At 64.7% G+C, this 21,320-nt stretch carries 15 protein-coding genes; 7 read left to right on the plus strand and 8 right to left on the minus strand.

What is annotated here, in order from left to right:
- Positions 1 to 217 precede the first annotated feature (217 nt).
- Positions 218 to 3,250 (plus strand): TonB-dependent receptor, encoded by a 3,033-nt coding sequence (locus JJ918_RS07830; RefSeq protein WP_291885486.1) that lies wholly within the window; start codon positions 218 to 220, stop codon positions 3,248 to 3,250.
- A 98-nt stretch (positions 3,251 to 3,348) separates the two neighbouring features.
- Here JJ918_RS07830 and JJ918_RS07835 read toward each other — a convergent pair whose 3' ends face one another.
- Positions 3,349 to 3,756, minus strand: coding sequence for a hypothetical protein (locus tag JJ918_RS07835; RefSeq protein WP_291885490.1), 408 nt, complete (start codon positions 3,754 to 3,756; stop codon positions 3,349 to 3,351).
- A 236-nt stretch (positions 3,757 to 3,992) separates the two neighbouring features.
- On the opposite strand from JJ918_RS07835, the gene JJ918_RS07840 reads away from it, so the two are divergent.
- The gene (locus JJ918_RS07840) at positions 3,993 to 5,816 is read left to right on the plus strand and encodes an ATP-binding protein (protein ID WP_291885493.1); all 1,824 of its coding nucleotides are present in this window, start codon (positions 3,993 to 3,995) and stop codon (positions 5,814 to 5,816) included.
- On the opposite strand, the gene JJ918_RS07845 is transcribed toward JJ918_RS07840, so the two are convergent.
- Genes JJ918_RS07845 through JJ918_RS07865 form a run of 5 tightly spaced genes read right to left on the minus strand, consistent with a single transcriptional unit; the run spans position 5,813 to position 13,319 of the window.
- Positions 5,813 to 7,363 carry an acetolactate synthase large subunit gene (locus tag JJ918_RS07845; protein ID WP_291885495.1) on the minus strand — a complete coding sequence of 517 codons (1,551 nt, stop codon included), beginning with the start codon at positions 7,361 to 7,363 and terminating at the stop codon, positions 5,813 to 5,815. The two genes, JJ918_RS07840 and JJ918_RS07845, sit on opposite strands and share 4 nt — an antisense overlap.
- A gap of 43 nt (positions 7,364 to 7,406) precedes the next feature.
- A complete protein-coding gene (locus JJ918_RS07850; protein WP_291885496.1) occupies positions 7,407 to 8,552 on the minus strand; it encodes an alpha-hydroxy acid oxidase in 1,146 nt (381 codons plus the stop codon).
- A 32-nt stretch (positions 8,553 to 8,584) separates the two neighbouring features.
- On the minus strand, positions 8,585 to 11,695 hold the full coding sequence (locus JJ918_RS07855) for an efflux RND transporter permease subunit (RefSeq protein WP_291885498.1): 3,111 nt from the start codon (positions 11,693 to 11,695) through the stop codon (positions 8,585 to 8,587).
- Positions 11,692 to 12,771: an efflux RND transporter periplasmic adaptor subunit gene (locus JJ918_RS07860; RefSeq protein ID WP_291885501.1), complete on the minus strand. Its 1,080-nt coding sequence runs from the start codon at positions 12,769 to 12,771 to the stop codon at positions 11,692 to 11,694. The genes JJ918_RS07855 and JJ918_RS07860 overlap by 4 nt, the downstream gene beginning before the upstream one ends.
- On the minus strand, positions 12,768 to 13,319 hold the full coding sequence (locus tag JJ918_RS07865) for a TetR/AcrR family transcriptional regulator (RefSeq protein WP_291885503.1): 552 nt from the start codon (positions 13,317 to 13,319) through the stop codon (positions 12,768 to 12,770). The genes JJ918_RS07860 and JJ918_RS07865 overlap by 4 nt, the downstream gene beginning before the upstream one ends.
- A 230-nt stretch (positions 13,320 to 13,549) precedes the next feature.
- On the opposite strand from JJ918_RS07865, the gene JJ918_RS07870 reads away from it, so the two are divergent.
- The 4 genes from JJ918_RS07870 (at position 13,550) to JJ918_RS07885 (ending at position 16,904) form a co-directional block, all read left to right on the plus strand.
- The gene (locus tag JJ918_RS07870) at positions 13,550 to 14,455 is read left to right on the plus strand and encodes a S1/P1 nuclease (protein WP_291885506.1); all 906 of its coding nucleotides are present in this window, start codon (positions 13,550 to 13,552) and stop codon (positions 14,453 to 14,455) included.
- Between the two features lie 104 nt (positions 14,456 to 14,559).
- Positions 14,560 to 15,624 (plus strand): hypothetical protein, encoded by a 1,065-nt coding sequence (locus JJ918_RS07875; RefSeq protein WP_291885509.1) that lies wholly within the window; start codon positions 14,560 to 14,562, stop codon positions 15,622 to 15,624.
- Between the two features lie 81 nt (positions 15,625 to 15,705).
- Positions 15,706 to 16,179 carry a GAF domain-containing protein gene (locus JJ918_RS07880; RefSeq protein WP_291885511.1) on the plus strand — a complete coding sequence of 158 codons (474 nt, stop codon included), beginning with the start codon at positions 15,706 to 15,708 and terminating at the stop codon, positions 16,177 to 16,179.
- Entirely contained in the window at positions 16,176 to 16,904 is a 729-nt protein-coding gene (locus JJ918_RS07885; RefSeq protein ID WP_291885514.1) for a M48 family metallopeptidase, read from the plus strand. The genes JJ918_RS07880 and JJ918_RS07885 overlap by 4 nt, the downstream gene beginning before the upstream one ends.
- Here JJ918_RS07885 and JJ918_RS07890 read toward each other — a convergent pair.
- Together JJ918_RS07890 and JJ918_RS07895 are read right to left on the minus strand one after the other, a co-directional pair.
- Positions 16,901 to 17,887: a 2OG-Fe(II) oxygenase gene (locus JJ918_RS07890; RefSeq protein ID WP_291885517.1), complete on the minus strand. Its 987-nt coding sequence runs from the start codon at positions 17,885 to 17,887 to the stop codon at positions 16,901 to 16,903. The genes JJ918_RS07885 and JJ918_RS07890 overlap by 4 nt on opposite strands.
- 26 nt (positions 17,888 to 17,913) lie before the next feature.
- On the minus strand, positions 17,914 to 20,175 hold the full coding sequence (locus JJ918_RS07895; protein ID WP_291885520.1) for a S9 family peptidase: 2,262 nt from the start codon (positions 20,173 to 20,175) through the stop codon (positions 17,914 to 17,916).
- A 130-nt stretch (positions 20,176 to 20,305) separates the two neighbouring features.
- Between JJ918_RS07895 and JJ918_RS07900 the strand changes: the two genes are divergently transcribed.
- The gene (locus JJ918_RS07900) at positions 20,306 to 20,878 is read left to right on the plus strand and encodes a YdeI family protein (protein WP_291885523.1); all 573 of its coding nucleotides are present in this window, start codon (positions 20,306 to 20,308) and stop codon (positions 20,876 to 20,878) included.
- The last annotated feature ends 442 nt before the right edge of the window (positions 20,879 to 21,320 follow it).

Consider the following 21,320-nt stretch of genomic DNA (forward strand, 5'->3'; position numbering starts at 1 on the left):
TAACATCCTGAGATTATTTGACCCGGCGAACCTTACGGATGCCATTCGTCGCGGTTTTCATTCGTTCATCGCAAACACGGAGCCGTGATCGACCGGATCGTATTCGCGGTCGCATCCCCCGCTGCGCGCGTCGCAGACCCCGCGATATCCGTCGCATCTCCCGCCCGGGCCGTGATGCCCGAAAACCGAACCGGCGGGGCATGAAGAGGGGATAATAATGAAGAGTTTCAAGCGAGCCTGTCTGGGCTCAACCGCCTATGCGCTGGCCGTCGTGATGGGGGCAGCTGTTGCTGTTCCCGGCGTCGCGACCGTCGCGAGCGCACAGGACTATACCAGCGGCGGTGTCGTCGGCACGGTGGTTGACGCGAATGGCAATCCGGTCTCGGGCGCGAGCGTGACGCTGCGTTCGCAGGCCCAGGGCTTCAGCCGTGAGCTGTCCACCGACGCCAGCGGGTCTTTCCGCGCCACCCTGCTGCCGCAGGGCAGCTATGATGTGACGATCAGCGCGCCCGGCTTTGCCGATATGGCGGACACGGTCGTGATCCGGGTCGGTGGCCTGTCGAACTATACCTTCAACGCCGTGGAAGCGAGCGACACCGAAACCATCGTGGTGACGGGCACGGCCGTGCAGCAGCTGCAGTTCCAGCAGACCACCTCGGGTCTGAATGTCGATGTGGAAGACCTGGTCGCCACGCTGCCGGTCGGCCGGAATATCGAGTCCATCATCCAGTTCGCACCGACCGTCGTGGCCAGCGATAACGACTTCCGCAGTGTTGGCGGCGGCGGAGCCGGTGCGACGGCCGTCGGTGGCGCCTCGGCGGCGGAGAACGCCTTCTACGTCAACGGTCTGAACATCACCAATTTCGACACCTATCTGGGTGGTGCGACGGTGCCGTTCGATTTCTACCAGACGGTTGAAGTGAAGAATGGCGGCTATCCGGCCGAGTTCGGCCGCGCGACGGGCGGCGTCATCAACGCCGTGACCAAGTCGGGTACGAACGAGTTCGAATTCGGCATTCACGGCAACTGGTCGCCGGACGCCCTGCGTTCCGACAGCCCGGACACCTATCTGTCCCGCAACTCGCTGGATGAGAACGAGGCGATGGATCTGATCCTGGAAGCCGGCGGGCCGATCATCCCGGATCGCCTGTTCTTCTACGGCCTCTATCAGCTCCGCGACACGAGCAACTCGAATGCATCGATCGCCAACGGGACTTTCGACGTCGTCGAATCCGACGATCCGTTCTTCGGCCTGAAGCTGGACGGGTATCTGACCGATAACCATCACTTCGAGTTCACCTATTTTGACACGACGCGGGAGACGACGATGAGCTCCTACGCCTTCGACGGTGTCGATACGGTGGGAACGGATGTCATCGGCACCACGGTCTATGAAAATGGCGGTCCGAGTTATGTTGCCAAGTATACCGGCAACCTCACCGACAATTTCACCATCTCGGCCGCCTATGGCGTCAGCGAAGATCGTCACTCCGAACTCGCATCGAACCCGGATGCGCCCTATGTCGTCGACCAGCGTTCCGGCACCGCCGTGCGTGTTGGCCCGCAAACTTCGGGCAATAACGACTTCAACGAAACCCGGCGGGAATTCTACCGGATCGACGGCGATGTCTTCTTCGACTTCATGGGGGCGCACCACCTGCGCATCGGCTACGAGAATGAACGTCTGTCGCTGGAGCACCTGCTGGCTCGGACGGGCGGTGCCGACTGGCGCGCTTACACCGTGTCTGCGAGTACAGCCAGTATCTACGGCCTGCCTGAGGGTTCCGAGATCATCCGTTCGACCGTCGGCCGGTTCGGTGGATCGGTGGAAGGCGAGAACCAGGCCTTCTACATCCAGGACTCCTGGGACGTCACCGATCGCCTGAACCTGCAGATCGGTGTCCGTAACGACCACTTCCTGCTCGAGAACCTGATCGGCGAAGTGCCGGTCGATCTCGACAATAACTGGGGTGCGCGGGTCGGTTTCAACTATGACGTCTTCGGCGACAGCGGAACGCGTCTCTACGGTTCCTACGGCCGCTACTACATCCCGCCGGCGCTCAATATGAGCTTCCGCGGGGCCGACCTGTTCGTGCGCGAGTACTTCGAGCTCCTGTCGCTCGATACCACGACGGGTGAATTCGTGCTCGGCGATGTTCGCACGACCGACAATTCCGGTGTCGCGGCTCTGGGCGCGAGTGCCTGTCCGGACGGCGCGATCTCGCCGGCGGGAACGACGTCCTGTCTTGTTTATGGCAATGGTTCGCAGGAACCGGCGATCTCCAAGACGTCGCGTGACCTGCGGGCAACCTATGAGGACGAGTTCTCGATCGGTATCGATCACGACCTCAATGACGACTGGACCATCGGTGCCCGTGCCACCTGGCGGACCCTGGGCGATGTGTCCGAAGACGTTGCCATCGACGATGCCATCATCCGCTACTGCCAGGACAACGGCATCGCCGGTTGTGAGGACATCTGGTTCGGCGACTACCAGTACGTCATCATGAATCCGGGCGAGGCGATCGACGTCTACACCCGCGATCCGCTGCCGGGTCAGTCCGAACGCACGATCATCCACCTCACGGAAGAACAGCTCAACCTGCCGACCGCCGAACGCGATTATGCGGCGCTCGAGCTGAGCTTCGAGCGGGCGTTTGACGGCGTGTGGGGTCTGCGCGGCTCCTACGTCTGGTCGACATCCTATGGCAATTACGAGGGCACGGTTTTGTCCGATAATGGCCAGGACGATGCCGGTACGACGATCCTGTACGACCACCCGGGTCTGACGGATAACGCCTATGGCTACCTGCCGAACCATCGCCGTCACCAGTTCAAGGTCTGGGGCAGCTACCAGCTCTTCGACGACCTGCTGGTCGGTGGCAATCTGTCGGTAACCTCGCCGCGCCTGTACGGGTGCCGCGGTCTTCACCCGACAGAAGCCTCTTCGGCCGCCTACGGTGCTGCGTCCTGGTATTGCCAGGGTGTTGCCTCCCGCCGCAGCTCGGAGTTCGAAAGCGACTGGGAAACCCGGCTGGACCTGTCTGCGCGCTATGCCGTGCCGATGGGGGACAACCGGGGCGATCTGGTGCTGCGGGCGGACGTTTTCAACGTGCTCGGCCTGGAAGCGGGCGTCGACTACAACGAGAACGGCGATACTGCGGCGGGCACGCCGGATCCGAACTATGGCGCTGTGCGGTACTATCAGGCACCGCGTTCTGTCCGGATCGGTTTCGACTGGACCTTCTGACGGGTCTTGGGGGAGCTGACGGGAAAGGCGGGCTTTTCGGAGCCCGCCTTTTTCATGTGCGGCGATGGCACTGCCGCCGTTCCGGGAGCGGAAACCGTCTAGATTGCCGTGACCGCTTTCGCATCGTTGCGGCAGCCATCCCTGCCGGACAGCCATTCGCGCGCGGCGCCCTTGCTGGAGAAAAGTTCGGCGGTGCCGCCCTGACTGCGGATATTGCTGGCCGTCCGCTCCATCAATTCGTGCTGGTTCGCCAGGCAGACCAGGGCCGTGCGGTAGCCGGCCAGCGCACGGGCCGTCGCGCGGGCCCGCATCTCCAGCTCGGTCGGATCGAGTATGTATGCCGCCAGGCGGACATCGCAGAGGACTTTGGTGACGGGCATGCGGGATGTCAGCGCCTGGAAGGCGGCAATCACCGGCGGACGGGTTTCGTGGAATTGTTCGCCCGACGCATAGATCTCCATGGTGTCGCCGATCGGGCGGAGTTCGAAACCGTCCTCGGTATACATCCATCCTCCAATGCCCTGGCTCGCGTTCCCGGAGCAGATCGAATACCTGAAACCTCCCCGACAGCGTCGGCGGACAATCTTGCCGAGGCGTTAAGCCGGCCTTTATAGGATATGAACCTTCCGGCGCTCCGGCGGTCTGCGTCAAGGCCGGGTGTGTCCGCGCAGCGGTCCAGCGTCGGGTTGTATGCCTCTTGTTAACGCCAGCCGGGCTAGTACGGCGGCAAGGAGGCGCTTGCATGTCTTGGCAATGGATAGACAGGCTGGTCGGAGCCGATCCGCGCCTGGATCTGGAACACGCGGTGCGCTGCCGCGTGGCCGCCGCCTTCACGGTCGTTTTCTGCCTGATGGGGCTGGTCAATGCCGCCATGCTGGCGCTGATCGTCGACGGCCGTCCGGGCATGGCGCAGCTGGCTGTCGGTACGGCCTTTCTGGCCGCGATCGTGGGCGGTGTCGGCCTGCGGCTGCGCCGGCCGAACCTGACCATCGCGATGATGCTGGGTCTGTGCGCGCTCGCGCTCGGGGCTGCGGCCTTCGCCAATCGCGGGTCCTTTCCGCCGGCTTCGCTCTATCTGCCCGGCATTATCCTCGGTGCCTACATCGCCTGGGGACGCCAGGCCGTCTTCATCGCAGTACTGCCGGTGGCCGCCTATTTCGGCTACGTGCTGTGGGAGGCCGGTCGCAATGATGGCAGCCTGCTGGCGTTCAGCCCTGGCGAAATGCTGCACATTCTCGTCGCCGCGTCGGCTTTCTCCTGCGGCTGGATCGTCCTGTTCGGCACGAGTTTCCGCTCTGCAGCCCACGATGCGCAGCAGGCGCTGGAAGAATACAATGCCAAGCTGGAAGCCGCCCTGGCGACCGCACGCGAAGCGAACCGGGCCAAATCCGAATTCATCGCGAACATGAGCCATGAGGTGCGTACGCCGCTCAATGGCGTACTCGGCATGACCAGTGTCATGCTGCAGGATGCGCGCCTCTCCGAGGAGCAGAAGCACTCGCTGAAACTCATCGATGCGTCGGGCAAGTCGCTTCTGGAACTGCTCAATGACGTGCTGGACCTGTCCAAGATCGAAGCCGGCGGGCTTGATCTGGAGGAAGGCGATTTCGATCTGGTTGCGCTGGTGCGCAGCACGGTCGAGCACTGGCGCCTGCAGGCGGGCGCGAAGGGCGTCGATCTGGTGTTCAGCAAGGACGGTATCGGCGAGCGTTTCAACGTGCGCGGCGATGCGATGCGGGTGCGCCAGGTTGTCAACAATCTGCTCTCGAATGCGGTGAAGTTCACGCATCGTGGCGGTATCACCGTCGTGCTGTCGCGACCGGACAGCGAGAACGGTGCTGTGATCCCGGTGCGGATCAGCGTGCGCGATACCGGTGTGGGCATTCCGCGGGACAAGCACGATCTCATCTTCGAGGCCTTCACCCAGGTCGACGCCTCGACGACCCGGCAATATGGCGGTACCGGGCTGGGCCTGGCGATCTGCCGCCGCCTGGTGCGCCAGATGGGGGGCGATATCGGTGTGGCGAGCGATCCGGGACGCGGCGCGACCTTCACCGTCGACCTGCCTTTTTCCGCCGGCAGCCAGCCCGTGCCGAAAGTCGTCTCGGCGCCGGCCGAACCGATCTATCTCGACAAGCCTGTCCGTATCCTCGTGGTCGACGACGTCCTCACCAACCAGCTGGTGCTGCGCGCCATGGTGCAGCAGGTCGCCAGCGGCGACGGGCTGGTCATCGAATGCGCGTCCAGCGGCCGCGAAGCGGTCAACAAGGCAACGTCCGAGGCCTATGATATCGTGCTGATGGATATCCAGATGCCCGAAATGGACGGCGTCAGCGCCATGCGCTGTATCCGCGAAACGCGCAAGTCCGGCCGCGCGAGCATTGTCGCCGTCACGGCGCTGGCGTCCGAGGATCATCGCCGCGAGTTCGAGGCCGACGGTTTCGCCGCCTACCTGCCCAAACCGGTCGAGCTGGGAACGCTGCGCTCGGTCCTCGCCCGCCTGCTGGCAGCGGCGGAAGAGGACGAGGCGGCGGAGAAGCCCGGTGCAGCCGCCCCGAAACGCTAGATTTCCGCTACGATCAGCTGCGGTCCGCCTTCGGCGAGCGCGGCTTGCAGGGCGTCGTCGAATTCGCCGGCGGTCGCAGCCTGGCGAGCCGGAACGCCGAAGCCTTCTGCCAGTTTGACCCAGTCCATCTTTGGATTGTCGAGCGACAGCATCTGCTGTGCTGCCGGCCCCGGTTCACCGGCGCCGACCCGGGCCAGCTCCACATTCAGCACCAGATAGGAGTGGTTGGCGAAAACGACATTGACGATGTTCTGCTTCTCCCGCGCCTGGGTCCACAGCGCCTGCAGCGTATAGGCCGCCGCCCCGTCGCCGCACAGGGCGAAGACCTGGCGGTCCGGACAGGCCATCGCTGCACCGACCGCCTGCGGCATGCCCGAGCCGATGGCGCCGCCGGTCAGGCACAGCCAGTCGTGACGCGGCCCGTGTTCGATCCATGGGAAAACGCCCATGCCCGACGTCGTCGCATCGTCGCAGATCACCGAGTCTTCCGGCATGTGCCGCAGGAGCGAAATGCCGACATAGCCCGGATTGAGCGGCGCTGCCGGATCAACATCGGGAGCACCGGATTGCGGCGGCAGCTCCGGTTGGGCGGTCGCCGCGAGCTGGTCGGCAAGGCTCACCAACGCTTCCTGAATGTCACTGGACGCGTCGCCCAGTGTGACGGTTCTGGCGCCAGGAGGTGTCAGTTCGCCCGGCTGGTCGGGATAAGCGAAGAAGGCGACCGGCGGTTTGGAGCCGGCGATCACGAGAAGGTCGGTGCCGGCCAGTTCCTCAAGCGCCTGCTCGCCGAAATAGGCCAGCCGTTTCGGTGACACCCGGCCATGCCCGCGGGCGATACGGGGCACGAATGTGTCCATGAATAGTTTCGCACCGGTCGCCTCGGCAATCCGGCCGGCGGCTTCCAGCCCGGCATCCAGACAGGCATCATTGCCCAGCAGGATGACCGGTGCCTTTGCGGCTTTCAGGGCATCCGCGATTTCAGCGACGGTATCGGCAGGCACCGGTATCGCTGCGGGCGGTTCGATGGCGGGCAGGACGTCCGGCTCGGCGTCCGACCAGGCGCAGTCGGCCGGCAGGATCAGACTGGCGACCCCGCGCGCAGGACCATAGGCCTGACGCACGGCTTCGACGGCCATGGCGGATACTTGGGACGGTTCGCGCACCGTGCCGACCCAGCGTGACATGGGGCGGCAGACGCCCTCGACATCGCTGGTCAGGGGGGCATCGAGTTCCAGGTGATGGCGGGCATGGTCGCCGACAATGTTGACCACGGGCGCATGGCCGCGCTGGGCATTGTGCAGATTGGCGAGGCCATTGCCGACGCCGGGGCCAAGATGCAGCAGGGTGCAGGCCGGCTTTCCGGCCATGCGGGCATAACCGTCGGCGGCGCCGGTGGCCACGCCCTCGAAGAGACACAGGACCGACCGCATCCCCTCGATCCGGTCGAGCGCCGCGACCATGTGCATTTCCGAGGTGCCGGGATTGGTGAAACATACGTCCACGCCCTGATTGATCAGGGTGCGCACCAGGCTTTCCGCTGCAAACATCGAGACTTCCTCCAACCGTATATCGTCTTGTCTTTTGATCGTTTTAGCGCGGCTTGCGCACAAAGTCCGGGGTCAGCGCGTCCAGCCTTGTGACGCCGGTCAGCGCCATGTCGCGCCGCAGGGCGCTGGTCAGAATGTCCAGCGCGCGGGTGACACCGGCTTCGCCGGCGGCGCCGAGACCGTAGAGATAGGGCCGCCCCACCGCGACGGCGCGCGCGCCCAGCGCCAGGGCCTTCACGATGTCGGTGCCTCGCCGGATACCGCCGTCGAGAATGACCTCGGCCTGGCCGCTGACGGCGGCCACGATATCGGCCAGCGTATCGATGGTCGCCGGTGCCGTATCCAGCTGGCGTCCGCCATGATTGGAAATCCACACGGCGTCCGCCCCAGCATCGACGCAACGCCGGGCGTCATCGGCCCGGCAGATGCCCTTGATCGCGAACGGACCACCCCAGGCTTCCTTCATCCAGGCCGCGTCCTTCCAGGTCACCGAGCGGTCGAACTGGGTGTCGAGAAACTCGGCAATGCCCATGTCGCGGGTTTCCAGATCGACCCAGTTGGCCGTGGAGATTTTCGATGTCGTAGCGATGTCCCAGAGATAGCCGGGCCGGGCGAGGACCTGGCTGACGGTCTTGGCATTGATTTCCGGCGGAACGGAAAAGGCGTTGACCAGATCGCGCTCGCGATTGCCGGCAACGGGCACATCGACGGTGAGGATCAGGCCGGTAAAGCCGGCCTTGCGCGCGCGTTCCAGGGCCTGTTCGACCAGGCCGCGATCCTTCCAGACATAGACCTGGAACCATTTCGGTCCGTCATTGAAGCGGGCGATGTCCTCGATCGTGGTCGAGGCGAGGGTGGAGAGGCAATGGATCAGCCCGGCCTTCTTCGCCGCACGCGCGACCGCAGCTTCGCCCTCGCGCGGATGGAAAAGGCGTTGCACCGCGGTCGGGGTGACGATGATCGGGGCTGAGCAGGCATCGCCCATCACCGTGGTCGCCGTGTCGATCTCGGAGATATCGACGAGCGATTTGAACAGAAGTTCGTAGTCGGCAAAGCGGCGGTTGTTGGCGCCGAGGGTGAACTCGTCGTCCGCCCCGCCATCGATATAGTCGAAGACCATGCGGGGCAGGCGGCGCTGGGCCTCTCGGCGCAGCGCCGCGATATTGTGGGCGTTTTCTATCCGGCTCATGGGCGGGAGCGTTGTCCCGCCCGCACCGGCCGTCAAGCGGGCTGTTCGTCGCGCCTTGTCCGGCGAATGCCGAAGAAGAGGGCGTAGAGCACCGGCACCGCGATCATGGTCAGGATCGAAGCGAAGGTCAGGCCGCCGATAATGGTCACCGCCATGCCCTGGAAGAAGGCGTCGGCCAGAAGCGGTGTCATGCCCAGGATGGTTGTGGCGGCCGCCAGCAGGACAGGCCGCAGGCGGCTGACCGAGCCGTCACGGACAGCTTCGAACCGGTCGGCACCGGCGGCGATCCGCATGTCGATCTCGTCCACCAGCACGATGGCGTTCTTGATCAGCATGCCCGACAGGGAGAGGAGGCCCAGCAGCGCGGTGAAGGAAAAGGCGACATTCGTGGCCAGCAGGCCGATCACCACGCCGTTCACCGCCATCGGCACGACGGCCCAGATGATCAGCGGCTGGCGCACCTTGGCGAACAGCATGAAGGAGATGGTCAGCATGGCGATGAAGGTCAGTGGCAGCTGGCTGCCGAGCGACTGGTTCGCCTCCATGGCGCTTTCATACTCACCGCCCCATTCCAGGGTGTAGCCGGGCGGCAATTCGATCGATTCCACGATCTCGCTGAAGCGGACAAAGCCCTCCGCTGCCGTTTCGTGCGGCTGGGGATTGGCGCGCACCGAGATCGCCCGTGTCCGGTCGCGCCGCTGAATGAGGACATCCTCGAAATCGACGTCGAAACGCGACACGACCTGGTCGATCGGGACATAGGCCGATTGCTGCGAACTCCAGACAAGCCGGTCGCCCAGATAGGTCTCGCCGGCACGCTCCACAGCAGGAGCGCGGGCAATGATCGGGATGAGTTCCTCGCCCTCGCGATAGACGCCGACCTGCGAGCCTTCGGTCGCGAACAGCATGGCATTGGCGACATTTTCGCGGGTCACGCCGATGGTGCGGGCGCGTTCCTCGATGATGACCGGATTGATCACCGGTGCCCGGCTGCGCCAGTCGGTGCGCAGGTCAATCACATTGCCGCGGACATGCAGTTCCTCGACGATCCGGTCAGCGATGGTGCGCAGCATGCCGGCATCCGGGCCGAGGATGCGGGCTTCCAGCTTGGCACCGGACGGCGGACCGAAGACGATGCGGTCGATCCGGATCTGCACGTTCGGATGGGTATCGCGGACATGGGCCAGAATACGGTCGGCCAGGGCCGGGATCTCGTCGCGATGCTCGGTGCGCACAATGACCTGGCCGTAAGCCGTATTCGGCTGTTCGGAGTTATAGGTGAGCATGAAGCGCGTCGCGCCTGAGCCGACGAACGTGTCGTAGGCCAGGGTTTCCGGCTGCTCGCCGATGAAGGCGCCGATATCGCGCATCGTCGCGGCCGTCGAGAGAATGTCGGTGCCTTCCGGTTCCTCGACATTCACATAGAACATCGGCGTGTTGGAATCCGGGAAGAAGGAGTTCTTCACGGAGCCGAAGCCGGCATAGCACACGACCGTCACCACGATCAGGCCGGCCAGGACCAGCCAGCGCCGTGCAAGGGCCGGTTCCAGGACACCGCGATAGAAGCGGTACATCCGGCCGGAATAGAGCTCGGCGTCGGTTTCGGGAGCGTCGCCGCGCGCCAGTGCTTTCTGGCGCTGGGCATGGAAGAGGTGGAAGCCGATCATCGGCACCACGGTGACCGCGATGACCCAGCTCAAGAGAAGCGAAATCGCGATGACGGCGAAGAGGGAGAAGAGGAATTCCCCGGTCGCGTCCGGCGACAGGCCGATGCCGGCAAAAGCGAGGATGCCGATCACGGTCGCGCCCAGCAGCGGCCATTGCGTTGACTGCACCGCCTCCTCGGCGGCATCGAGGCGTGGCTTGCCGCGCATCACGCCGGTCAGCATGCCCTCGGCCACGACGATCGCATTGTCGACCAGCATGCCCATGGCGATGATCAGCGCGCCCAGCGAGATACGCTCCATCTCGATGGCGAACATGTTCATGAAGAAGATGGTGCCGGCAACGGTCAGGAAGAGGGCCGACCCCACGGTCAGCCCGGCGCGCCAGCCCATGAAGACGCACAACACGCCGACCACGATGGCAATCGACAGGCCGAGGCTGAACAGGAAGCTGTTGATCGCCTCATCGACCACGATGTGCTGCTGGTAGATCGGATGCAGCTCGACGCCGACCGGCAATTGCGATTCCAGCTCGGCAAGGCGCGCTTCCACGGCATGACCGACATCGACGATATTCGCCGTCGACAAGCCTGCGACGCCCAGCGTGAAGGCACGGGTATTGTTGTGATAGATCAGCTGTTGCGGCCGTTCCTCACGGGCGCGGGACACCTCGGCGATGTCGGACAGGCGGATCGCCTCGCTGCCATTGCCGGGCGTGATCAGAAGATTGCTGATGGCATCGACCCCGCCCAGCGTCTGGGGAATGGCGATACGCACATAGTTTTCGCCGATCGGCGTGGCGCCGGCGGAGACGACGGTATTTTGCTGGTTCAGCTCGCTCAGCAGGCTTTCATAGGACAGACCCAGCTGGGACAGGCTTTCCTGCGGGATCTCGATATAGATCCGCTCCTCCGGCTCGCCCTCGACCGAGACCTTGGCGACATTGGCGACCGTCAGAAGCTCGCGGCGCAGCATGCGCGCGATGTCGCGCACCCGGTCGTCCGAATACCCGTCGGCGGTCACGGCGTAGAAAATGCCGTAGGTGTCGCCGAAATCATCATAGACAATGGGGGTGCTGGCGCCCGGCGGCAGGCCCGCCGTGGCGTCGCGGATACGCGCGCGCAGCTCGGTCCAGACGGCGGGGATCTCGTCGCCGCCGATCGTATCGAGCATCTCGACATGGATCTCGGACATGCCGGGGGAGGATTCCGACAGGATCTCCTTCACCTCGCCCATCTGCTGGATGGCGATCTCGAGGTGCTCGGTGACCTCCAGCTCGACCTCTTCGGCCGTCGCGCCGGGATAGGGCGTGAAGATGATCGCCTGCTTGATGGTGAAGGACGGGTCTTCCAGACGGCCGACATTGAGAAAGCCGTACAGACCGCCGAGCACACAGAACAGGATGACGAGCCAGGTCAGGACCGGTTTTTCGATCGACAGCCGGGCGAGCGACAGGGCGCTTTGGGACTGGATGCTCATTGTGCGGTTCCGAAACGCGGCTGCGTGTCGTCGAGCGGGCGGACTTCCATGCCCTCATGCAGGGCCGAAACGCCGGCGGTGACGATCAGGTCACCGGCCTGGACGCCATCGGTCACGACGACGCTGCTTCCCCGCAGGCCCGCCGTCTCCACCATGCGCGGCGATACCGTGCCGGTGTCGGCGTCGTAGACCCAGACCGAATTGCTGCCGTCGGGCCGTTCTGAGACGGCCGCCAGCGGCACCATGACATCGGTGGTCACAGGGCCGTTGCGTTCGACCTCGGCCCACACGGTGGCAGTCATGCCGGGCAGGATATTGGCCGGGATGTCGTCGGGCAGGGCCGCGATGGCGCGATAGGTGTTGGAGGTATCGTCCGGCTCGCTGACCAGTTCGCGCGGGATCAGTGAAAAGGTCTGACCCGGCAGGAAAGAGAAAGCCGCTTCCAGCGCGACCAGATTGTTCTGGTCGAAGGTGGCGACCATGTCCTCGGAGACCGGGATCGACACCCGGAGCTCGCCCACATCCTGGATGCGCACGATCGGCTGTCCCGGCGAGACGATGGTGAAATTGTCGACCAGGCGGCGGCTGACAAGCCCGTCAAACGGGGCGGTCAGCGTGGCGTATTGCAGATTCCGCTGGGCGTTTTCCAGCGCGACGAGGCGCAGATCATACTGGGTCTGGGCGCTGTCCAGGGCGGCCTGCGAGGCGATGCCGCGTTCGTGCAGGGTGCGCTGGCGCTCCAGGTCTGTGCGCGCTTGCTGCAGCTGGACCCGCGCTTCCTGGCGGGCGAGCTCGAAGTCTTCCAGATCGAGCCGAGCGACGAGGTCGCCCTCGGCAATGCGCTGGCCTTCCGTCAGGGGCAGGTCGGCAAGCTGGCCGCCGACCTGGAAGGCCATGTCGACACTCAGGCGCGCTTCGACCCGGCCGACGAATTCGTGGCGGGTTTCCGGTGCATTGCTCTGGACTTCCCCGAGCTGGACCAGGCGGGGCTGGGGCGGCGGCGCTGCGGTTTCGCCCGAGCAGGCGGCAAGGGCAAGCACGGCCGCGAGGACCGGGAGGGGGGCAAGGCGGATCATTGGTACATCTCCCGGGTCATTGCGACGAGACGATTGTTCACGGCATTGACCTGCAGTTCTTCGACATGGCTCAGGCCCAGCATGGAGCTCAGCTTCAGTCCATCGAGGGCAAGAAGGACGATCTGGCCGAGCACCGGGTCCGGCGCCATGGCCGACAGGCGCTGAAATTCGCCAGCCAGGACCTTTCCGGCGGCTTCGAGCAATTGGGGTTGTTCGGCCGCGGCGGCGAGAATGGCATTGCCGATCGGCTCGGCCGCAGTGGTGCGGGTCAGCAGGGCTTCGATCACCCGCGGCAGGGGCGGCTCGCCCGCCGCTTCGGCATCGGCCTCGGCGCGGTGGATGTCGTCGCGCACGCCAGTGACCATGCGGGTCACCATGGCTTCGAGCAGGGCGATCTTGTTGGGGTAGTGATAGAGCACGCCGCCCTTGGAAATGCTCGCTTCCGCGGCAACGGCGTCGATTGTCATTGCGCGCGTACCGTCGCGAGCAACGACGGTCTCGGCGGCATCGAGAATAAGATCCTTGGTGGTGGTGGGTTTTTCGGACATTTCGGAACTGACCTGATTTATGTTGCGCCGCACATAAACCGTCCAGACGGTACAGTCAATACCGTCCGGACGGTATAGTATATGACCGGCTGATTACAAAAGGCCGCGCGCCGCCATCCCAGGTGGTGCGGTTCTCTCGCGCCCGCCTTGGCTAGTAGAGGCAGGGCTTCCGCTCGCCTAGACAGGCCCGGGAGAGCGGTGAGGACCGCTCGGTTCAAGGGCGGAACACCATGAAATTCTCGATCTGTCTGGTCGCTGTGGGCGCGACCCTGGCGGCTGTGGCCGTGCCGGCACCGGCGGCAGCCTATGGCCGTGATGGCCACCGTATTGTCTGCGACCTGGCCTATCGCCACCTGACCGAGGATGCGCGCAGCGAAGTCGACCGGCTGATCGCGCTCGACCCTCAGTTCGACCACTTCCGCGATGCGTGTTCCTGGGCCGATGAAGTGCGTGGCACGACGCACCGCCACACGGCGCCCTGGCACTATGTGAACCAGACCCGCGAAGATCCGCATATCGATCCGGAAGACTGTGCCGAGGACGGCTGCATCACCGAAGCCATCGATCTCCATGCTGGCATTTTTGCCGATCGTGCCCGCAGCGATGCGGAGCGGCTGGAAGCGCTGAAATTCCTGGCGCACTGGATGGGCGATGTGCACCAGCCCCTGCATGTCTCGATCGAGGGTGATCGCGGCGGTAATGACATCCCGGTGCTGTGGCGCGGCGAGCGGTTCACCAATCTGCACCGGGTCTGGGACAGCGAAATCCTGCTCGACCATATGAGCGAGGAATGGCCTTGGGCGCCCGAAGCCCAACGCTGGCAGTATCTGGCCGATGCGCTTGAGGCCGAAATCCCGCTTGGCGGTGTCGACGTCTACGCCCAGCTCGATTCCATCGGCTGGGCACAGGAGAGCCATGACATCGTCCGCTCGCGCGAGTTTGCCTATTACTGGGCGCGGGCCGACCAGACGATCGAACCGGGCGAGGCCTATTACCAGCGCTCGCTGCGCACGAGCCGCGACCGGCTGAAACAGGCCGGCGTGCGCCTGGCCGGTCTTCTGAACCAGCTGGCCGGCGAGCGCGAGGTCGCGGCAGGCGGTGGCGGCGCTGCAACCGTGTCCGGTGCGCTCGACTGATCGACCGGAAACGGGCCGGTTCAGCTTGTCGGTTTCGTTAGGGTTTGGTTAATATCTCCGGGACGTTTCGCATCCACGGGTGGGTGCGTGTCCCGGGGGGTGCCGTGGCCGAAGGCATCGACAATACCGTCCTGATCGGGGCGGCGATTGCGCTCGTCGTGCTCGCCGCGCTGGGGTATGCCTATGGCCAGTATCTGAGCCGTCAGCGCGCCAGCTCCGACGAGCGCCAGATGGTCAAGTTGCGCCGCAAGCGGTTTGCCGACTATGAGGATGCGCGCCGGGAATACGAAAAGCTTCGCAAGAAGATCGAGACCGGCAACACCGTCCTGATCGATCTGATCCACGATCTCGGCGACGACTTCGTCGGCCGCGACAGCGCCCAGCAGCAGATTGCCTTCGACGAGGCCCTGCAGGCGGTCGCGGCGATCCGCCAGGCGAATGCCCGCGCGAAGATCGTGGTCGTGCTGCACACGCTGGGCGGTTATGCCCGGCCGGCCCACATGATCGCCCAGGCCCTGCGCCAGCATCTGGAAAAGACCAAGGGGCACCACAATCCCAAGCGCGAACCGCGGGTCATCGCCCATATACCCTATATCGCCATGTCGGGCGGCACGATGATCGCGCTGGCGGCCGACAAGGTGTGCATGAACAAGACCGCCTCGCTCGGACCGATCGACACGATCTATGGCGGCTTTCCCACCGATGCCTATAACGCCCTGATCGAGCAGAAGGGGGTGCTGGCGACGCAGGATGTCCTGGTGATGCTGGCGCATGAAGCGCGCAAGTATGACCAGTATGCGGTCAAGGTGGCGCGCGAGATCGTCAATCCGGTCCATCGCAAACCCGGCAAGCCGGAGCACTTTCTGGCCGACTATCTGTCCTCCGGCGAGCTGTCGCACAGCCAGGCGATCTCCGTGAAGGAAGCGCGCGAGTTGGGCATGAATGTCGCGTCCAAGGTGGATGAGGCGATCAACGGGCTGGTCGATGCCCGTATCCGCATGATCAATACCCGGCTGGAATACGAGACCGGCCAGCACGACGATCCCCGCGGTGACCGCCGGGATGGCGGCGGCCAGGGCAGTGCCGGTGGAGGCGAGGGCGGCGACATTGCCGAGCAGGTGATCGAGCGCGCAATCCGGCAGTCCCTGCGCGGACTTGTGCGGCTCTAGCGGCTACGGGCTGCAGCGCGGGCTTGAACCCGGCAGGCGCACGCCCAATCTGTGCCCGGCCTGCCAGAAGGAAGACCGTCCATGTCCGACAAGTCCGAAACCTATGCCGATGTCCGCAAGCAGATTGCCTCGGTGATCGCCGGCGAGACCAGCCTGACCGCCCGCTATGCGACGGCAGCCTGCCTGCTGCGCGAGGCTTTCGGAGAGCGCTTTTTCTGGACCGGCTTCTACCTCGTCGATCCGGACAAGCCGGCCGAACTCGTTGTCGGTCCCTATCAGGGCACGCTGGGCTGTCTGCGCATTCCCTTCGGCAATGGCGTTTGCGGTGCGGCGGCGGCGTCGGGCGAAACCCAGCTGGTCGAGGATGTCCACGCCTTTCCGGGGCACATCGCCTGCGACAGCCGCTCGAATTCCGAGATCGTGGTCCCCGTGCGCGATGCCAGCGGTGCGCTCGTTGCGGTGCTTGATGTCGACTCGACCGAATTCGGTGCCTTCGATGCCGTGGACCAGGCCGGGCTTGAAGCCATTTGCGGCGATCTGCTGACGGTGGCATGACGCCGGCGTCCCGCTCCATCCGGCTGGACGGCCGGGACATCGCCTATCTGCTGCGCCGGTCGGACCGGCGCACGATCGGATTTTCCATCAGCCATGACGGTCTGAAAGTCACGGCCCCGCGCCGGGTGAGCGAGCGGGATATCGAACGCGCTCTGGCCTCCAAGTCCGGCTGGATTCTGGCCAAGCTGGATGCCTGGTCGGCGCGGCCGGCCCCGCGCACGCTGGACCTTGTGGATGGTGCAATCCTGCCTTGGCTGGGTGGCGAGGTCAGCCTGCGGCTGGATCCGACGGGCGTGCGTACAAGTGTCCGCCGCGATGAGGACGGGCTGGTCCTGCGCCACGATCCGGACCTGTCGGGCGAACTGCGAGCCCGCACCCTCACGGCTGCGCTGCAGCGTTTCTATACCCGGCAGGGTCAGGCCCTGATGGCGCCGCGCGTCGAGGCCTATGCCGCGCAGCTGGGGCGGCCCGTCCGCAAGGTCATCGTGCGGGACCAGAAGCGGCGCTGGGGCTCCTGTGCCGCCGATGGCACGATCCGGCTCAACTGGCGGCTGATGGGATTCCCCGAACCGCTGATCGACTATGTCTGCGCCCATGAGGCCGCGCACCTGGTCGAGCACAATCACTCGCCTGCCTACTGGCGGGTGGTGGCGGGGCTGATGCCGGACTGGAAGGCGCGGCGCGACCGTATGCGCAGCGATGCCGACCGCTGGGTTGCTTTCTAGCCGCTGCGGCCGAACAGCCGCCCTACGGCGTTTCCGAGCGCGATCACCACTTCACCGGCCTCCCGCAGCATGGCTGCGACATGATGCCGGACTCCCCGGTTGATGTAGGGCGCCTCCGGCGCCACCATGACACGCAGGTCCTCGATCTCCTGCGACATGCGCAATTCCCGCTTCTGGTGGAACTCCAGCCAGTGCGACCAGCGCTGGATACGGTCGCGGATTTCCGCAACGTCCTCAGCGGTCAGCGTGTGTCCCTCGACCAGCGTGCCGGGCAGGGGCGGCGGGACGTAGAATGTGCCGTGCGGCGGTGCGATCTCGTCCTCCGGCCGGTCATCGGTATAAAGGTAGATCGACAGGCATTTGCGCGAATGCACACCCGCGCCCGGCGGGATCGCGATGCGGCGGAAGCCGTGCCAGGAATGCTCATTGGTCTCGAACATCACGGCCCGGTTGAACAGCGGCGCGAATGCAGCCGTCTCGTCATGCTCGGGATCGCGCGGATTCCTGTGCAGCTCGATACATCCGCCCCAGGCCTCGTCCCAGACCGGGTTGAGATAGATCAGCAGGTTGATCCGGCGGTGCCGGCCGGTGGCCATGTCGTAGTTGAAATCGACATGCGGATCGAGCGACTGGCCGTCGAGGTTTTCATGCGTGCCGCCGCCGAACTGGTTCACATCCGGCTTCAGCCCGGCAATCCCCGTAAGCGCACTCATCGCGTCCATGAATGCGTCGGAAACCAGATAATCGCTCAGCCGCGCATAGAAGGGGCTGATCCGGGGCAGGTCGGTATTCACCGCCTTGCGGCCGACATCCCCGAACTCGTTGCGCGCGGCGTCCTCGTCAAAGCCGGGAAAGTCGGCCAGCGCCTGCTTTGCGATGTCCGCGTCGAGGAAGTTTTCAATGCAGGCATGGCGGAAGGGAGACGCGTTCCGGAACGCGTTCCGGATCTCGTCCGCCCTCTCGATCACATTGGCCCGGATCATGGCCGTCTGCCCCCCTGACGCAAGGCTTACTCCCCGTCTTTCAGCTTGCGGTCGAAATAGTCGAAGATCGTGTGCCAGAGATGCACCTGCCGGGCCTCGCCGCGCACGCCGTGACGCTGGCCGGGATAGGTCATCATCTCGAACGGGTAGCGCCGTTCCTGCATTTCCGAATAGAGCCGCACGGAATTGGCGAAGATGACATTGTCGTCCGCCATGCCGTGGATCAGCAGCAGGGGCGTTTCGTAATTGTCCAGGTGCGCAAAGACCGAGGAGGACTGATAGCCTTCAAAGTTCGCGTCCGGATGGTCCATGTAGCGCTCGGTATAGGCGGTGTCGTAGAGCGTCCAGTCGGTGACCGGCGCGCCCGAAACACCGGCGGCGAAGGCGCTCGGCGCCTGCAGCGTGGTCATCAGCGTCATATAGCCGCCATAGGACCAGCCCCAGATGCCGACCCGGTCGGCGTCCACGAAATCCAGGCTTTTCAGATAGTCCAGACCCACGAGCTGGTCTTCCACCTCGACCGATCCCATGCGGCGCTGGATATGGCTTTCAAACTCCCGTCCGCGATTCCACGCGCCGCGATTGTCGATGGTGAAATAGACATAGCCGCGCTGGGCAAAGAGCTGCGGACGCACGCCCTGCCAGCCGCGATGCACCTGCTGGGAGTGCGGGCCGCCATAAAGATACTGCACGGCGGGATATTGCCGGTCCGGGTCGAAATCGGCCGGCAGGTAGAGCTGGTAGTGCAGCGTCGTGCCGTCGGCGGCGGTCAGCGTGCCGAACTGCGGCACGATATGGTCGGCCGCATAGTCGAAATAGGGATGGCCCTCGACAACGGCATTCTCCTCGATCCAGCGAATGCGGTCGCCGCCGATCGAATAGAGTGCGGTCTGGGACGGTGTATCGCTGTCGTCATAGGTGCCGATAAAGGTCGCCGCATCGCTGGCAAAGGAGGCCGACCAGCGGCCTTCGCCCTGCGTGATCTGCACGGGATCGGCCGACCCGTTCAGCGGGACCGAATAGATGTGCCGTTCCAGCGGCGTCTCGGTCCAGCCGGTGAAATAGACGAGCCCGTTCACGGTATCCACCGCATCCACTTCATTGACCAGCCAGTCGCCGGCCGTGACCTGGGCGATCAGCGAGCCGTCGGCGGCGCGGTGCTGGATATGGCGGTAGCCGCCCGGCGTGTCCTCGCTGGTCCAGATGACGCTGCCATCGGCCAGGGCGCGGAAATCATTCGTCAGATTGATCCAGACATCCGTCGTCTCGACCAGCCAGTCGCTGGCCTCGCCGGTCGCCGGGTCGGCGGCCAGGATGGTGAGTTCGTTCTGCATCCGGTTGAGCACCTGGATATAGGCCGTGCCGCTGTCGGACGCCCAGTTCACACGGGCCAGATAGATGTCATCGGTCTGCGCCAGCTCGACCTGGCGGCGTTCACCGGTCTCGCGATCGAGGATGAAAAGCTCGACGATCGCATTGTCGGTGCCGGCGCGCGGATAGCGCTGGTCGACCACCGCCGCCGAGCCGTCGGTGGCGATTTCCATGCGTTCGATATTGTCGACCGGGCTTTCATCGACCCGGGCAATGGCGAGATAACGCTCGTCCGGCGACCACCAATAGCCGGTGCGCCGGTCCAGTTCTTCCTGGGCGACGAATTCCGCCATGCCCCAGGAGATCAGCCCGCCGCCTTGCGTGGTCAGTGCGGTCTCTTCGCCGGTCTCCAGGTCGATGAGGTAGAGATTCTGGTCGCGCACGAAGGAGACGAAATTGCCCTGCGGGGAGATGCGGGCATCGGTCTCGTATTGCGGCGTTTCCATCAGGCGCCGGGCCTCGCCGCTCCCGACATCGACGCGGAAGACGTCGCCATCGAGCGGCACCAGGATGGCTTCGCCCTGGCTGTCCCAGTCATAGGAGACGATGCCGCTTTCGGAGATGCGGGCGCGCTCGCGCAATTGCCGTGCGGCTTCGGACAGCTCCTGCTCTTCCGGTGCCAGCACGCGGGCATCGACCAGGCGATAGGGCTCGCCGCCATCGATATCCATCGCCCAGAGGTCGAGCACGGAGGCGTCCTCCTCCTTGGCCCGCAGGAAGGTGACACGGCTGCCGTCCGGCGAGAAGGTCAGCGAGCGCGGCCGGGCGCCGGCCAGGTCCGGACTGGCAAAGGCGCGTTCGATGGAGAGGGCGGGTTCGGCCGCCGGCGGCGTGTCTTGCGTCGCATACGTGTCGTCCTGCGACGGCTGGCACGCAGCCAGAAGGATGGATGTGGCGGCAATCAACCGGTATTTCATGAACGCTCTCCCCGTTAGTCCGACGGCACACTAGCCGTGCTCTGCCGGGTTGGGGAGTGGGCGAATACCGTTGACCTCACGGACGGGCATGTTTCTCTGGGGCGAACAGACACAACCGGTATGATTTGCCATGGCCAGCCCCGTCGACGACTATCTTGAAACGCCCGGACCCTGGCGCGAGGAGATGCAGGCCCTGCGGCCCATCCTGCTCGATAGCGGCCTCGACGAGGCGCTGAAATGGGCCAAGCCCTGCTATGCTCATGCCGGCGAGAACATCGCCATCATGCAGCCGATGAAGGACTTCCTGGCGCTGATGTTCTTCAAGGGTGCGCTGGTCGACGATCCGGACGGCGTGCTGCGCGAACAGGGCCCAAATTCGCGCTCCGCGAAACGGCTGGAGTTCACCAGTGCGGACGCGATCCGGTCGGCGGAACCGCAATTGCGGGCGCTTGTCGCGTCGGCGATCAATGTCGAGGCTTCCGGCGCGAAACTGCCGCCCCGGGGCGAGCTGGAATTGCCGGAAGAACTGACCGAGGCGCTCGCCGACGATGCTGAACTCAGCGCCGCCTTCGACGCCCTCACGCCCGGCCGCCAGCGCGGCTATGCCCTGCATATCGCCGGTGCGAAACAGGCCGAAACCCGCCGCAACCGCATCGCCAAACACCGCCCCCGCATCCTGGCCGGCAAAGGTCTGCACGATTGAGTGACGCGGTTTCTCTGCGTCATTCTCTCCTCTCTCCCCGGTTCTCCACTTTCCCCGGCCTTGTGCCGGGGCCTGGTTGAGCCCGCGTCTGAAACGCCGCCAGCCCCCGGAATAAATCCGGGGAAAGCATCAGCGTATCTTTTTCTCCGTCTCCCATTTCTCCCGGATGAAAGCCTGCGCAGGCAGGCTGCAGATCCGGGATCTACCGACCGGTGTGAAGCGTGAGCCGCGTCCAGTCGGTCCCGGACAGCGCTGTGCGCTTCCGGGAAAAATCATGTGTGTTTGGAGATGAGGAAGCACGAAACCCTCCACGGCGCTGTGCGCCTGGAGCTATGAGAGGGGTGCGGGATGCACGGCGGACATCTGGTGTCCGATTTGAAGCTTTGGTGGTGATGCCCGAGGCATCCCGCACGCGGAGATTTACCCGGATCCCTTGCGGGAC

The sequence above is a fragment of the Maricaulis sp. genome (genome assembly GCF_017642925.1).
Classification (GTDB): Bacteria; Pseudomonadota; Alphaproteobacteria; order Caulobacterales; family Maricaulaceae; genus Maricaulis.